Consider the following 14,898-nt stretch of genomic DNA (forward strand, 5'->3'; position numbering starts at 1 on the left):
GTTTTTATTACACATGATGGAACAAGTTCCATCTTAGTATACCAATTCTAAATAATCTCTTAATTTTCTTAATATTACTTCCCTTGGTGTTTGAATCTTTTCAGGTACATCATGTCTTTCGTTTATACGCTGAAGATCGATCCATCTCATTTCATCAAATCTCATTAATGACGGCGTTAACATGCCATGATTAATAACAACGATTTCTTCTTCCTGCTGTTTTAATTTTCTTTCGTTGTTTTTTAAAGAAACCAGCGGGATTACTAGTGCTTTTCCATTCGCTACTTTATGCACATATGCAAAATGACCATAACGAAGTTCTTTGGGATACCCGCATCCAAAATTAATATAGATAATCGAATGTGGTTCAACATACTTTTTAGTTTTATAATATCTTTGATAGTATTTAGATAAATCCCCATTACAGATCACGTCAATATAGAATCTATTAGCATGGACTGTATCAGTGAAAGATTTTACCCAGTATTTAACATCTTCCCCTGCAACTTTTTTTGTTTCAGATAATTCAAGTAAACAGTTTTTGATATATTCAGATTCAGTTTTATCAAATGAACATTTTTTCATGATACTATTAGGATAAGATAGAACTTGTTCCATCTTATCTAAACTCCTTTTCAATTACTTCATCAACAAGCATTTGATAATCTTGTGCTACTGGGCTATTTGATACTGCTAAAAGAACATCTTTATTTAATGAAGCTTCTGTTATTGGTTTAGCCTGATGTCTAATAGTTGTACTAAAGCATCTTTCCTTATAAAGATTCTTTACCATTTCGACAACACTTCTCTCAATTTTATTTCTGTTTACCATAGTCAAGAGAATCTTAAAATCAAATCCTAACGGCATAACTGAAAGCCAATCTAGCATCATATGAACTGTCTTTGATAGTCCTACGATACTATAACTGTCAACTTTAGCTGGAATGATAATTAAATCCCCCTCATTGCAGCAGGCATTTAATGTATTGTATGTTAGAGCATTTGTATATGGTGAATTATCAATCAATGCAACATCATATTCACTTCTAACATGATCAAGTGCCATCTTCAATTTTTGTTCAACAAATCTGCCTTGCTGTTTCAATTTTAAATCCACTTCTGAAAGATTAAATGTTGATGGCAGAATAAAAATATTTCTAAATATCTCATCAGTAACATTAATATAATCTCCTACATTGATTACAGTTTCTTTCGTTACTGTATGATCCAAAAGAACATGGCTAATATCTTTTTCAAATACTGATGCACCAGTATATTCATCAATAATATTTGTGGCTGCTTCAATTCCCCCGTCTGTATCTTTAAAAGCATTGTTAATTTTATCTATAGTTTTTAAATCAATTTCATCATTTAACTTTAGTAATGTCCCTGTTGTATTCCCCTGCGGATCAAGATCACACACAAGAACCTTTAAACCTTTTTTTGCTAATCCGTAAGCTAAATTAACAGTTGTAGTTGTTTTACTTACTCCACCTTTTTCGTTAATAATTCCAATTGTTTTCATTTTTTCTTACCTCTTTCTTACTCTGATGGAACAAGTTCCATCTAAAATTTTTTAAACTTATTTTAATCTCTTAGCCATTTCTTTCAGATGAATATCATCAATTTTACGATTAGCCCATAAATGAATAGGAAACAAAATAATATACCAGCAAATAATTGCTAGGAACGAAAAAAGCAACTCAGCACTTATTCCTGTCTCACTAATTTTAAATGGCAATGCAATTGTCAACAGTATTAATACTGAACAACAGAATTTTGTGATAAATCTAATAATTTTAAATACAGCTAGCATATATATTCCTCACTTCCTTTATATTATTTTTATTGCCTCCTCACTTTCTGCTGGCACATAATCGAGCATAAAGCAATGTGGTTCCATCTTTGACTTTTGATTTATTTTACTCCCCATCTCTTGATTTTTAGCATTCTTTCAATTTCATCAATATCCATTCCTTCTCTTACAAAACTAGTAAGATAATCAATGCAATCTCCATCAAAGTCATCAGGAACTTTTATAAACTCAAATGCATATTTTTCAGATGCAATATCAATACCTTTCTTCAACATGTATCTATTATCTATATAAAATTTTGCACTACGTTCTTTGACAAGCATAATATTCACTATTTTCAGCTGTACAATTGATGATGTTAATCTCCGCACATCAAAATATCCTTCAAGTTGTTTATCTAAACACGCAACAATTTCTTTTCTAATATCAGTTGCCCAAACAATCTGTTTTTCACTCCCAGTTAAATCCGGTAAATCTTTGATAATTTGATAATACTCCTGTTTTGCTTCGTTAAATTTTTCAATACGTTCTGCTTTTTTCATAAAAATCTATTTCCTCCTTAAATTAGTTTTAAATATTGTTAAAATCATAATGATTTTGATGATGATAGTAGTATTCAATTAATTCTTCTGTATGAAATGCGTAAATTATTTTGCTTTTAACTCGAATTGCCCTTTTAAATTTCATAACAAACCAAACGATTTCACGATCATAATCTTCATCGTTTCTTTTTGGCAGCTTATTTAAACAAGAACTTGCATTATATGAATTTTTCCACGCATCTTTTAATAATCCGTATATGTATTGCTTAATTTCTTCTTTTGTTAGTTCTTTATCTCTTTCCAATTTCTCTTACCACTTCATCCTATTTCTTAAATTTTCCTAGTAGCTGCGCTCCGTAAAATCTCATCATTTCATAATCTTTATCTTTTTTGAATTCTAATAATGTTATAAACGTTGAATCAAATTCTTTAAATGCTTCCTCTTTACATGTATCAATGCTCATATTTAATTTCTCCTTCTATTTTTATTTTCAAGAGCTGCTCCCTTCATCTTCTACCAGAGCGTGATCTTCGATCAAAATCAAGGTGGAGACTTGTACTACCTTGATTTTGATCGAAGATCACGCAATGTTCCTAGACCAACAATTTTCAAATAAAAAAGATGGAACAAGTTCCATCTTTCCTAATAACAAGTAACCTGTACACCTGTTCCAGTTGGATTTACCTCATATCCAGAAATTTTACCAGCATTTTTTAGTCCTTCAGCGTAATCACATGCTGAATTATAAGAATCAATACTGTATCCCTCAAAAAACTTATTATAACTACTTGCATTAGAAGCCTTTTTACTACTATTGCTGTTTTTTTGTGGAGTTTCATTACTTTTATTTGTTGTCTGCTGTACTGGTTTATCTTTGACAATAACTGTAATTTCAGCGCTTGCTTCATTATTTGCATTATCTTTTACATGATATTTTATCAAATATGTGCCAGCACTCTTAGTATCAACAGTATTATCAATTTCCAATTTATCAATTAAATCCCCATCAACATTATCACCAACTTTAACAACATAACTTTTCGCATCAATTACTGAACCATAATCTACTTCTACAGTAGAATTATTCAGCTCTATTGTTGGATGTATATCATCATATACATCAATTATCATTTCTTGTGTTACAGTTTTTACTTTGTTGGATAATTTATAAGTTACCTTATAAGTACCTATCTCATTAAACCATTTTTCTTTCGGTAAAGTTAATTTTAAATTTTTATCATATTTTTTAATATAATCCCCTGCAAGAAAAGATTCTGATAATCCTAATTTAATATGATCTTCTTTTAACTCTAAAGTTATATCTTCAAAATAATAACCTATAGTTTGTCTGTTGATATAAATTAATGATCCGATAATTACTGAAGCTAGTATAGTCATAGATACGATAATATATCTGATAAGCTTTCTCTTTTTTACTTCCTCCGCTGCCTTTTCATATACACCAAGCTGTTCAAATATTGACTCTCTCATTTGTTTCATGGAATCATAAGGAATTCTTGGATCACATAGCATATTCATTGAATCATTATCAAGTCCAGCTTTCAGTGCTAATAGAATTTCCTCCATCTGCAAATAATCAAAAGATGTATTTGCATACCATTCAACGTCCAAGCCTTCTTTTAATCCATCTCTTATTATCTGCATCTGACGTGGATCGAACGCCATTTGTTTATAATAATCAATATCTCGCATTAATCATCATCCTCTTGATAGATGGAACTTGTTCCTTCTACATCTATCATTGCCATTTTCATTCTTTCAACAGCAGCATTTGTAAATAAATTCATTCTATCCTTTTCCTCAAGTTTTGCTAAAAAATAAGTAACAGTTTCATTATTCAATTCTTCTGGTGAAATAAATTCATTTAATACTTCTGTTCTGTCCTTGATAAGCTGAATAATTTGAACTAAAATACTGCTTTCATCAATAATAGAATTACTTTTTTCACTATCATTATATGCTGCCTGCTGTATGTTTCTAATCTCATCAAGCTGTTCCTCATATGATGCCTTTATATTCTTAATCATTTCATTTAAATCATTTATCTCCTGTTCTTTCATTTCTTGTTCGTTTACTAAAAGTGTTTTTTCTTCTTTGAGTTGTAAAAGCTCTGTCTGTATTTTATCGAAGCCTTCAACTTTCTCAGTCATATCACTTATTTTATTTTTTAGATTATTACATTCCTCATAAGCTTCATTTTTTTCTTCGACAAGTTTTTCAATTTCATCCTCTTTTTCTTCAATTTTTTTAATCGTATCCACTCTTTGACAAATTTTTATTTCTTCTGCTATTTGAAATTCACCATCTGCGTTTAAATCAAAATCATTTAAAATACCGTCAATAAAATTAGTATGACTAATAACCGCTGATTCCGATACAACAGAATCGACAAATTCACAAGTATCAAATGTGCAATATGTAAGATGTCCTTCAAATTTTGTACTTTCAAACTTACAGCTGTCAAACAAAATTCCTTTTAAGGAGCAGCTAAATATACATTTATAAAATTGTGTCTTTATGATTGAAAGTCTCATTTCATAATTAATCAACCCCGCTTTTTCAAAATCATCAGAAACAAAGATACAGTTAATAAATTTACAATTAAATAAATCAGTATTCACGAACATTCTTATATCTACTTCTTCATTTTCATAAACTTTACTAGTTATGAAATCTTTTTCTAACATATTTATATCAACATTTTTAATCGTTTCAGAAACATCCTCATCAACTTTACTTTTAGTTCTAAAATCATCACCAACATAATCATTTATAATACATTTTTGAGGACTGTTTACATCACGTATAATTTCTAAATCATTAATATCTGTTTCTAGCCAGCGTGAAGAACTTAGGTTTGCACCTATGATTCTGCATCCATCATCAAAAGAGCATCTGATCATATTCATTCCTGTTAAATCCACTAAGGAGGAAATACTCGCATTTCTTATACTTAATCGCTCAAATTGACAAGCAATGAAGGTAATATTTGGATATGCCCCGCCTACAATTGAAAAATCTACAAACCGACAGTTGATAAACACTGCTTTTCTACATATAAATTCTCTAAACTGAAAATCCACAAAAGTACAGTTTTCTGCTATAATTTCTTCTTTATCCTTTACTATTCTAATATTATCAAGCATTAAGCCGTCAAAATTTATTCTTGCATTTTCTTCAATTTTACCTTTTAGCAAATTGCAATCATCAAGTACTATAGGATTTGTTCTGGATGGAAATGTTTTAGAACTTTTAATTCCTAGTTCTTTTACTACCTCGTTAATTAAATTTTCTTTTTCTTCATTTGTTACCATTTTTCTTCCTCCTGTTTTTTATGTCTAAATAAAAAGATGGAACTTGTTCCATGCCTATTAACCAATTACGTTTGTTTCACTATCATCTTTAGCCCAGTTTTCAATACCCATATTGAAGAAATCATCCGCCAGATCATAGTATTTTATTGGTGGTTTCTCAATATAGTCAAACTTAGATTCTAAACCGCCCTTATAAAATTTATAAGCATCATATGGCTGGAGATTTGTAAAATACGGATGTCTCCTTTGAGAAAGAAACAACGCTTCACCCATCTCAAAATGTTTCAATCTATCTTTAGAAAAAAGTCTAACATCTTCATACAGTTTCTTATCTTTGTTCCAAACTTTTTCAGTACCAGCACTTTTAGATATTTCTTCCAAGGTATCATCCGCCCCAGCTAATAGGTAAACAGTATTCATTACGTTTCCTTTGATAGTTGTAGCAATTTCTTTTCCATACTGTTTATTTAATTGCTGAAAGTCCTGTATAATCATAGTTATTCTAATTCCTCTTGATCTAGCAGCAGTCAACATAGCATCAATGTCTTTAACAGGTGGCATATTCCCAAATTCATCAAGTATCATATTCAACGGTACTTTTAATCTTAAATTTGCCTCATTACGAGCAGATTTAATCAGTGCCTCATATATCTGTTTAACAAACATTGTTGAAATAGGATAATATGTTTTCTTTTCATCATGCACAATCAGAAAGACAGCAGTCTTTTTCTCACCAAAACTTTTCAAATCAATTTCGTTACTAGCCAGCACTTTTTCTACAGCTTTGTTTTGAGTGACTAAGTTAATTTTGTTTATGAAACTCGAAAAGAATGATGATTCTGTATTATCAGTGCTGCTCAAATAACTATCAAGTAATTTGATTGAATCAGCATCATTATTTCTATAATTATCTAAATAAACTCTCATTAGTTTTGTTTGTTTAGAGATGCTAATACCATATGTTTCAGCATCATCAGGCGTTATCATTTTTGATGCTTCAGTTATCAGCTTTCTAATATTAGTAAAGCTTACTAAATCAAATTTACCGCATTCCATTAAAAATATTGCTGCACCAGCAACCATATCTCTAGCCGTTTCCGTCCAAATTGGATCTTTTGGATTTGCCTCAAGACAAAGCGTATTTGCTACATCCATAACAATCTCTATTGCTTTGGAATAATCTGCTTTTATTGGTTCTGGGCGCTTAGGTTTAGGCAAACCTAATATTTCACATTTAGCTACATCCTGTTCATAATCTTTCATTTGTTTCAAAGCATCATCCTTAATTAGTTCCTCGGCTTTAATCCATTCCTGAATTGCCATTTCAAATGGATTCCATGCGTTAGAATATTCCGGATCAACGAAGTTAAGTATATAGCACTGATACCCATCGTTTTCAAATTTTGCTTTCATGTATTTTGCCAATTCTCCCTTGGGATCATTTACTACTACACTTTCGCCTGCCATACGACACCCTTCAAGCATTTCCAGTACCAGTGACCACGACTTACCAGAGTTAGAAGTACCCAGTACTAACGTATGGCTATCATTTGGATCAACATACATATAATTATGTCCTCCGGAAAAAACCAGTCCTGCTCTTTTGTATGTACTTTTATCTCCAATCTTGTACTTTTTTAAAACTGGATGCTTTTTGTTATACCTTGATAATACTGGTATTTTCGGTGGAATGTTTGTTTTAAATAAATTCTTTAAATTTTGCTGTAAAGACTTCTCAAGACTGTGCAAAGACTTATACTTCTTATTTCTTCGTATTAAAGCTCTATCAAAATAAGTTTCCACCAGATTATTATCATCAAAATTTAACCTTATCAAATTAGGTTTGATTTCTTTGAATTTAGCTAAGTGAGATGTTCTTCTTTTTTCATCATGAGTTAATCTTCGTTTTCTGTTTTTTCCAAAAAAGTTATTTAAAACTATCTCGCTCCAAACAATTACTACTATCAAAGTTAATATAAAGAAAATAAAACTTTGATCATTAAAAAATAATAATCCAAAATTCAAAGTCCATGCCATCCTATGAAAATAAACAACATTTACAAAGTTTATAGCCACAAAATAAATAGTAAATAATGACATGAAAAAACCAATTATAATATTAGACCATTTTTTCATCATTCTCCTCCTCGTAAAGATGGAACAAGCTCCATCCTAATATTTCCTTCCAAGAACAAAAAAAAGACAATCATTATGACTGCCTTTAGTTATTTAATTTTGTGATGGAACAAGTTCCATACTAACTGGTATCGTCAATCCAATTCATTTAACTACTCCTCTCATATACAAAAAAGCAGGCATCACGACTGCCTTTCAATATTAAACTATAATTTTCCATTATTTCTCATTTCTTTCACCTATTCCATAAAAATTAATTGTCTGTTTAATTTATATTTCTTTCCGAAAAAAAAGACAATCATTACGACCGTCTTTAGTTATTTAATTTTGTGATGGAACAAGCTCCATCTTTCCTAAAATTATCTATATGATAACATTATAACATGTCTATTTTGAAAAAATGTCCCCAAATTCTTTTAAATAAAAATCAACTAACAGTATATTTTTTTTCTAAATGTGCTATAATATAATTGTACAGAAAAGTGGTAGAAAAACCACAAATTAAAAGAAGGGATTGCCGTCCCTTCTTTTTTAGTACCACTACCTAAAAGACTAGATGCCTAGTCTTTTTTCTTTAGCTCTACAACAATCAAGTAAAGTATTAATAACTCTAATATTGATTCTAAATTCATGTACAGAAAAGTAGTAGTGGCACTTCAGGATAGTATTCAACATACAAATACCTCCATAAAACATTATTGCATAATTCGACAGATTCCTGCAATAATAATCAGTATTTTTTAGATTTGTTTAATATTATTAGCACGTTCCCATTCTCGCAATTCTTTATACTGTTCTGTATTAGATACATATACGTTTCTAAATTTCATCCAGCGCCTTATTTTTTTTACATAATCATTAACAACTTTTTTCTGTTTAACAATTCCCGGATTGATCTCACTATTGTTTTTAACTGAACGCTTCTTGTTTTTTTGGATGGAACTTGTTCCATCTTTATCACTGACATTCTTTTTAAAATTAATTTTCGTTTTATCATCCCAGAATTTCATCAGATCTTCTATTGTAATATCTTCAACAGCATTACCTTGTTTATCGTATATAGTTACTAATTTTGCTTCAAGCTGGTATTTACCGGTATTACTATTTAACTGCTCGTATTTTCTTTTATCAAGATACATGTACTTTTTGCCATGAGTACGAGGAATCCTTACGAAAATAAAATCATTATCTTGACTTACAAGCAAACCTTTGTTAATCGTGAAAATATAACCAGTAACTTGATTATCAATTGTTGCAGCACCATTATAATAATTATTTTCATTAGCTGAATTGGAGAATTTAAACATGTCAACATTATCTCTAACGTTAATTTCTCTGTTATTTTTTTTCTTATAATCTTTTAATATCATGTTCCCAATTCTTGAATATAGTTTATCCATCTCCGCATTTTTCATATTGGCAATATCTTTATCACCTGACTTACTAAGAAAACGATTCTGATAATCGTTAATACGTTCTAACACATTTATGTATTCATTGAAATAATTTTGTATTTCACTATCACTGAGTATTTTTCCAATGATTGTATCAATAGCCTTTTTATATGGCTTCATCACATATGAGTTATAACTTAGTCTACCAGTTTTAGGTAGAATGTTATGCAGGTCTGCAATCTCGTTTATATTTTTTTTCAAAGCATCATTACCGACAGCTTTAATCAATTCATGATACAGCTCATCCTTCTTCCTGAAAATTTTATTCTTAATTTCAAGATCAATATTTTGAACTTCTTCACGAATATGGAGCAGTTCAGTTGCAATAACATTTTTAACCCTTCTAAGTTCTGCCTCAGTCAATTTTCCTCTGGCTCGAGATTTATCTTTCTCAATCCAGTTTAAATGAACATGTGGATGCAAAGTATCCACATGTCGATTAGCCCACCATAATACATTGTTTAAATCTATTTTAAGTGTCTTACATATTTTAGGCATACAGCGATCAACTAACATTTTATAGTCAGCTACTTCTTCTAGTCCGAACTGAGATGCTGCATCCTCATCAGAAAAAGAAATAACTGTTTCCCACCAGATATCACCTTTTTTATTAAACAGAGAAGTTAAATTTTTTTCAAAATTTTTTTTATCCTCTTTTTTCAGCCATCCACTTCCTTCACTGGTGAACGTGTATTCATCCTTATTAACATAGCCAAGATAACCACCTTCATGCAGCGTTTCAAGTTCCTTATCTTTTTCATTTTTCTTTTCATCTTCTGTATAGTTATAATATCCAACTAGTGCAGTTTCATTTAAAATACCTTTGAATCTTGATCCTTCTGGCGCAGGTTTTCCATATTCAAAAAATCTAACTTTACTTATGTTAAATAACTCCGCCATACTACTTTTCCCCACTTAAATTATTGTTAATAGTGCGTTCTACTTGTTCTTCTATTTCCAGCACATTAATACCGAGTTTATTTGCAACTGCTTCATTAAATACTTTTTGACGTACATCATTTATAAGTAGTTGATTCACTGCTTCAGTAAACGGTTTTAAATATTTACTCATAAGTGATCTTGTTATACTCGTAGAAATTCTAGTGAAAAAAGATGGGTTAGAATTTACTACAACATTGTAGTAATAATCAATTGCTTCTGCTACGGCAATATTTAAAGAATACTGCTTGCCATCATCGCCTGTTTCTTCACGTGACTTCATTACTTTAACAATCTGATTAAGCTTAACTAAAGTCGATTCATCAAGCTCATAGGTACGTTTCTTTTTTTTGCTTGCCATTTGTTTCGGCTCCTTTTTAACTATTTATTCTTTTTTAATTCAACTACTTTTTTTGCTTTTGATTGAGTATATTTTCTAAACATAGATTTGCTTTGTACCAGTTCTAAAATTTCTCTAGTCTTATCTGAATTATCTGGATTGCGATACTCCTTAGAATATGGTAATAGTTTTAAAATCAGTTCGACATCCTCAATCAATTCTACTAATGCCAACTCTATATCGTTAGAACGATTATTTTTTTTAAGAGTGTTATTTATCGTGTCAAAACCATCAGTGATCTTTTGTTCAATATTTAGAATTGTTGAATCATCACAGATGGAACTAGTTCCATCCTTTAATGTTTTATCGAATGCAATATTTATTACTTTGCTCATACCGATAGAACGATTGAATTTTATACCCGCTTCATCAGCATCACGCTTAAACGTTTCTTCTAGCATTAACAATTTGTTTTCATCCTCAGAATCAATGCGGAACGTAATTACTTTTTTAGCCATTTTTTCACCTCTATTTGAATATTAAAAAACCGTATACAATTTCGTATACAACACACAAGTTGTATACGTATACGGCTTTAAAAAAAAAACTGAGCGTTGCTCAGTTGTTCACGAGGAATCACATAAAAGTGTTTACGTTTTTTTCAGTAAACACTTGTGATTTCTCCTTATCCTGCTTTTGATAAATCACCGTTTTTTCGTAAACGTATACGTATACATCTCTAATTATTAGGATGATTTATCAAAAGTTCATAGACAATAACATTTAGTCTAATTCCGACAGACTTTCGCTTATTTTTTTGTTAAAATCGTCCGCTTTTTTCTTGAGTTTCAAAAGAGACTTTTTATTTTTTTCTAAGTCAGACAAGTTAATTTTTGATTGTTTTAGCTGTTCTTCATTTTTAGAAATGACAGCTTTTTCTTCATCAATTTTCTTTTGAATTTGAGCTAATTTTTTTTCAATTTCTATCACAATAATCCTCCTTTCCAACAAAAAAAGATAATCGTTTGATTATCTTTTTTACTCAAATATACTACGTCTTTGTGAAAAATATTTTTTCACAATAACATTATAACACGTCTATTCTAAAAAAATGTCCCCATTTTTATAATTTAATCTGTAATATAAAATTCATTTTTTGTTTTATAATTTCCAAGATAATATAAATGATTTTTGTCAACCAGTTCATATATTTTATTATCTTCTTCATCAAGAAAATATGACCCACATGCCCCGCTATATTCTTGAAAATAAAATTTATCATACACACTTTCCCATGTATCCAACTGTCGAAGGGAATCCAAAAAAACCTCATAATCACACTCATCAGTTGCTACATCATCAATAAAAAAACCGTTCTCATCATTATCAAAATATTTTAATTCATTATCAAATAACTTTAGTTTTTTTTGAATACTCGTCCTTACTTCACTATTATTTTTATAGCCAATATTTGAAAAAAATAATCCATTTTCTTCATACCATCTTCCTATTTTTACTACTTCTCCATTACCATTCATGATAGCTAATCTTGAATCGTCTATCATGCTTTCCATAATTTTTTTAAATACTTCTGATTTATAATATCCTATTTTTGTATTAGATATTAAATCATAAATTATGTTTTTAATAAACAACTGTGTATCGTTTAACACACTATCTTTGTGATTATATTCTTGGATTATACCATTATGTGCAATCCCAATTGAACAACATAAATTAGTTTTTCTAAGGTATATACTGTCATTAGTTAACGGGTATGGATGACAGTTACCTTTATCAATTAAACCGCTTGTTGATATTCTAAAATGAAATACAACACTCTGATTTTTTAATCTGTACTGCTTATCATTTCTTAATAAATTTTCATAAAAATTTTCATAAGACATAAAGCCTTTTTTAATAATAATCTTATTGTTATTATTAAACATAAATCCAGCACCGTGAGGATTTTTATTCCAACATCTTTTTAAAATCTCTTTATCTGGTAAGTCAATTCCACTGTTTTTTACAATAATTATACACATATTTATTTCCTCGTTTCTTTTGCATTTTAGGAGTAACCCTTTCATTTTCTACAAGAGCGGGAGCAAGAAAAAAAGCAAGGTGGAGACTTGTACTACCTTGCTTTTTTTCGCAGATCATGCAATGTTCTTAGACAACATGGAACTTGTTCCATGATAAAAAAAACTCAAAACAATGAGATTTCATTCATTGTTTTGAGAACAATTAGAATTAAAATTACTGTAATTGCGTGTATTTACCAAACAGGAAACTTGATGGTCTTAGTTTATTGTTTGGCATTAACAAAATTATTTTTGTCACTTCATCCAAAGCAACTTTTCTTCTTTCAATACTGTTATTTTCAATATAATTTTTCATCATTTGTATTGTATCTTCATCATTTTTATATACAATTAGTTTTTCTAAATTAACTAATCCTTGATAATTTCTAGCAACATTTACAATATTATACATTAAATTAATCCGTGAATTAAATGACTCCCATAACAACGTTCCTCTACACAATCTTATTTCAACAGTTTTTTCATTTGTAGTATTTACTACTTTATATCTATCATTATGATTTCCCCCACTTTTTCTTTTATCTTTTGCAAACTTTTTTATATCTTTTACTTCATATCCATTTGGGGTTTCAAATCTACACCAACGTAAACTCTTTTGATTTCGTCCACTAATTTTAATTAATTCCTCTTGATATAATTCCATAATCGATACCATATTTTCAATAGTTATATTTGACCTCTCATGATCAATTCGTATTGCTTTTTGAGTATTATTATTAAGATTACTCAACAACAAATCATATTCTTTTGAATTAAATCCAAGTGCTTTTCTATTAAAATGAATATGCAATCCACATTTATTTCCTTTAGTAGAAACATAATGAGAATTGTCTAAAATATTCAATAGTTTTTTAAATTTGTCATTATTATTTTTATACCAACCAATTGTCATGGGATTAGAAATTATTTCAAGCCCGCAACCAATAGAGCTATCTCTTTCATATACAAATAAATTTCCAAATTCATTTTTTAAACATCCTGCCATCTCCTCTGGTGACACAATATTTCCTTCAAAATCACTATCTTGCGTTGCTTCCAGTTCAAATCCAAACAAGATATTATCTCTTTCGTTTTCACCCTCTAACATAAAATTTTGCCAGTTGTTAAATCCATGGTAACATAATAATGTCATAATAAGTTCCTCATTTCTTTTTATATTTAAGAAGCTGCCTTCCTCACCTTCTACAAGAGCGGGGTCAAGAGAAAAAGCAAGGTGGAGACTTGTACTACCTTGCTTTTTGTCGCAGATCACGCAATGTTCTTAGACACATGGAACTTGTTCTATATCAAAAAAAGAAACTGTTTTGTTTCTTTTTTTGATATAGCTTTAATCTCTTATTAAATTATCTAATATTTCAATAGCATTAATAATATCACTTGACATATATTCGCAACCACAGGCTTCAAGCATGGTGAATGTTTTCTCTAATGCTTTTTTATTTGTTTTTAAGCGCTTAATAACATCTGATAAAGTAAGTTCTCTTGCAACAGAATGAGATTCCATATTATTACTTTGGCTTTCAACTTTTTTTATTATTTTATCAACACCTCTGCCAGACATCCCTATTTTCGAACCAATCCAGTCACGTTTAGTACCTGATGGTCTTTCTTCCATCTCCTCATAAATTTTACTCCATTGTTGAATTTCATAATATCTTACTTCTTGAGATTTTTTTCTCTGCACATTATTTGACATTATTAATCCTAATTCCATTAATTCATTGGTAGGTTTTTCAACAATAGATATATTAATATAACCATCACCTAATCCGCTTTCATGGAGTTTACATATTGCTAAATAACGTGTATGACCACCTAAAAGAGTATATTTGCACCCATCAATTTCTCCATTTCTATCAACCTCACTAGCATAAGCAATAGCATTTTCCATTTGTCCATTTTCTGATATAGAGCTTGCAAGACTATCAATAACATTATCTTGATAATCATAAAAATTCATATCATTAAGTCTTACATCAGCCACGCTTACTCTTTGTGTCATCCCTAAATCCCTTGTAACACTACTTAATAAACTCATATTAATTTCCTCGTTTCTTTTTTATATTTAAGAAGCTACCTTCCTCACCTTCTACAAGAGCGGGAGCAAGAGAAAAAGCAAGGTGGAGACTTGTACTACCTTGCTTTTGATTGAAGATCACGCAATGTTCTTAGACACATGAAACTTGTTCCATGATAAAAAAACTCAAAATAACGAACTTATTTGTTTTCG

General features: G+C 29.9%; 16 protein-coding genes. All 16 read right to left on the reverse strand.

Going from position 1 to position 14,898, the window contains the following annotated elements:
* Positions 1-33: 33 nt before the first annotated feature.
* Complete coding sequence (locus BMW96_RS02765) at positions 34-618, reverse strand: hypothetical protein (RefSeq protein WP_092352266.1); 585 nt, start codon at positions 616-618, stop codon at positions 34-36.
* Between the two features lies 1 nt (position 619).
* The gene (locus tag BMW96_RS02770) at positions 620-1,525 is read right to left on the reverse strand and encodes a ParA family protein (protein WP_092352268.1); all 906 of its coding nucleotides are present in this window, start codon (positions 1,523-1,525) and stop codon (positions 620-622) included.
* A gap of 57 nt (positions 1,526-1,582) precedes the next feature.
* Positions 1,583-1,816, reverse strand: a complete 234-nt coding sequence (locus BMW96_RS02775) for a hypothetical protein (RefSeq protein WP_092352271.1) — start codon at positions 1,814-1,816, stop codon at positions 1,583-1,585.
* A gap of 101 nt (positions 1,817-1,917) precedes the next feature.
* A complete protein-coding gene (locus tag BMW96_RS02780; protein WP_092352273.1) occupies positions 1,918-2,358 on the reverse strand; it encodes a hypothetical protein in 441 nt (146 codons plus the stop codon).
* 28 nt (positions 2,359-2,386) lie between these two features.
* Positions 2,387-2,662: a hypothetical protein gene (locus BMW96_RS02785; protein ID WP_092352275.1), complete on the reverse strand. Its 276-nt coding sequence runs from the start codon at positions 2,660-2,662 to the stop codon at positions 2,387-2,389.
* 19 nt (positions 2,663-2,681) lie between these two features.
* Positions 2,682-2,822: a hypothetical protein gene (locus tag BMW96_RS14025; protein WP_157796056.1), complete on the reverse strand. Its 141-nt coding sequence runs from the start codon at positions 2,820-2,822 to the stop codon at positions 2,682-2,684.
* A gap of 179 nt (positions 2,823-3,001) precedes the next feature.
* Positions 3,002-4,072, reverse strand: a complete 1,071-nt coding sequence (locus BMW96_RS02790; protein WP_092352277.1) for an immunoglobulin-like domain-containing protein — start codon at positions 4,070-4,072, stop codon at positions 3,002-3,004.
* Complete coding sequence (locus tag BMW96_RS02795) at positions 4,072-5,694, reverse strand: hypothetical protein (protein WP_092352279.1); 1,623 nt, start codon at positions 5,692-5,694, stop codon at positions 4,072-4,074. The genes BMW96_RS02790 and BMW96_RS02795 overlap by 1 nt, the downstream gene beginning before the upstream one ends.
* Before the next feature lie 57 nt (positions 5,695-5,751).
* Positions 5,752-7,830 (reverse strand): type IV secretory system conjugative DNA transfer family protein, encoded by a 2,079-nt coding sequence (locus tag BMW96_RS02800; RefSeq protein ID WP_157796057.1) that lies wholly within the window; start codon positions 7,828-7,830, stop codon positions 5,752-5,754.
* Positions 7,831-8,570: 740 nt separating this feature from the next.
* The gene (mobL, locus tag BMW96_RS02805) at positions 8,571-10,184 is read right to left on the reverse strand and encodes a relaxase MobL (RefSeq protein ID WP_092352283.1); all 1,614 of its coding nucleotides are present in this window, start codon (positions 10,182-10,184) and stop codon (positions 8,571-8,573) included.
* A 1-nt stretch (position 10,185) separates the two neighbouring features.
* Positions 10,186-10,584 (reverse strand): hypothetical protein, encoded by a 399-nt coding sequence (locus BMW96_RS02810; RefSeq protein WP_092352285.1) that lies wholly within the window; start codon positions 10,582-10,584, stop codon positions 10,186-10,188.
* Positions 10,585-10,604: 20 nt separating this feature from the next.
* Positions 10,605-11,081, reverse strand: a complete 477-nt coding sequence (locus tag BMW96_RS02815) for a hypothetical protein (RefSeq protein WP_092352287.1) — start codon at positions 11,079-11,081, stop codon at positions 10,605-10,607.
* 265 nt (positions 11,082-11,346) lie between these two features.
* Positions 11,347-11,553 carry a hypothetical protein gene (locus tag BMW96_RS02820; protein WP_092352289.1) on the reverse strand — a complete coding sequence of 69 codons (207 nt, stop codon included), beginning with the start codon at positions 11,551-11,553 and terminating at the stop codon, positions 11,347-11,349.
* Between the two features lie 140 nt (positions 11,554-11,693).
* Positions 11,694-12,608, reverse strand: coding sequence for a class II glutamine amidotransferase domain-containing protein (locus BMW96_RS14430; RefSeq protein WP_244881242.1), 915 nt, complete (start codon positions 12,606-12,608; stop codon positions 11,694-11,696).
* Positions 12,609-12,822: 214 nt separating this feature from the next.
* Positions 12,823-13,800: an amidoligase family protein gene (locus BMW96_RS13840; protein WP_143050700.1), complete on the reverse strand. Its 978-nt coding sequence runs from the start codon at positions 13,798-13,800 to the stop codon at positions 12,823-12,825.
* 195 nt (positions 13,801-13,995) lie between these two features.
* On the reverse strand, positions 13,996-14,706 hold the full coding sequence (locus BMW96_RS02835; protein ID WP_092352291.1) for a ParB N-terminal domain-containing protein: 711 nt from the start codon (positions 14,704-14,706) through the stop codon (positions 13,996-13,998).
* Positions 14,707-14,898 lie beyond the last annotated feature (192 nt).

The organism is Thomasclavelia cocleata (assembly GCF_900102365.1).
Lineage (GTDB): Bacteria > Bacillota_I > Bacilli_A > Erysipelotrichales > Coprobacillaceae > Thomasclavelia > Thomasclavelia cocleata.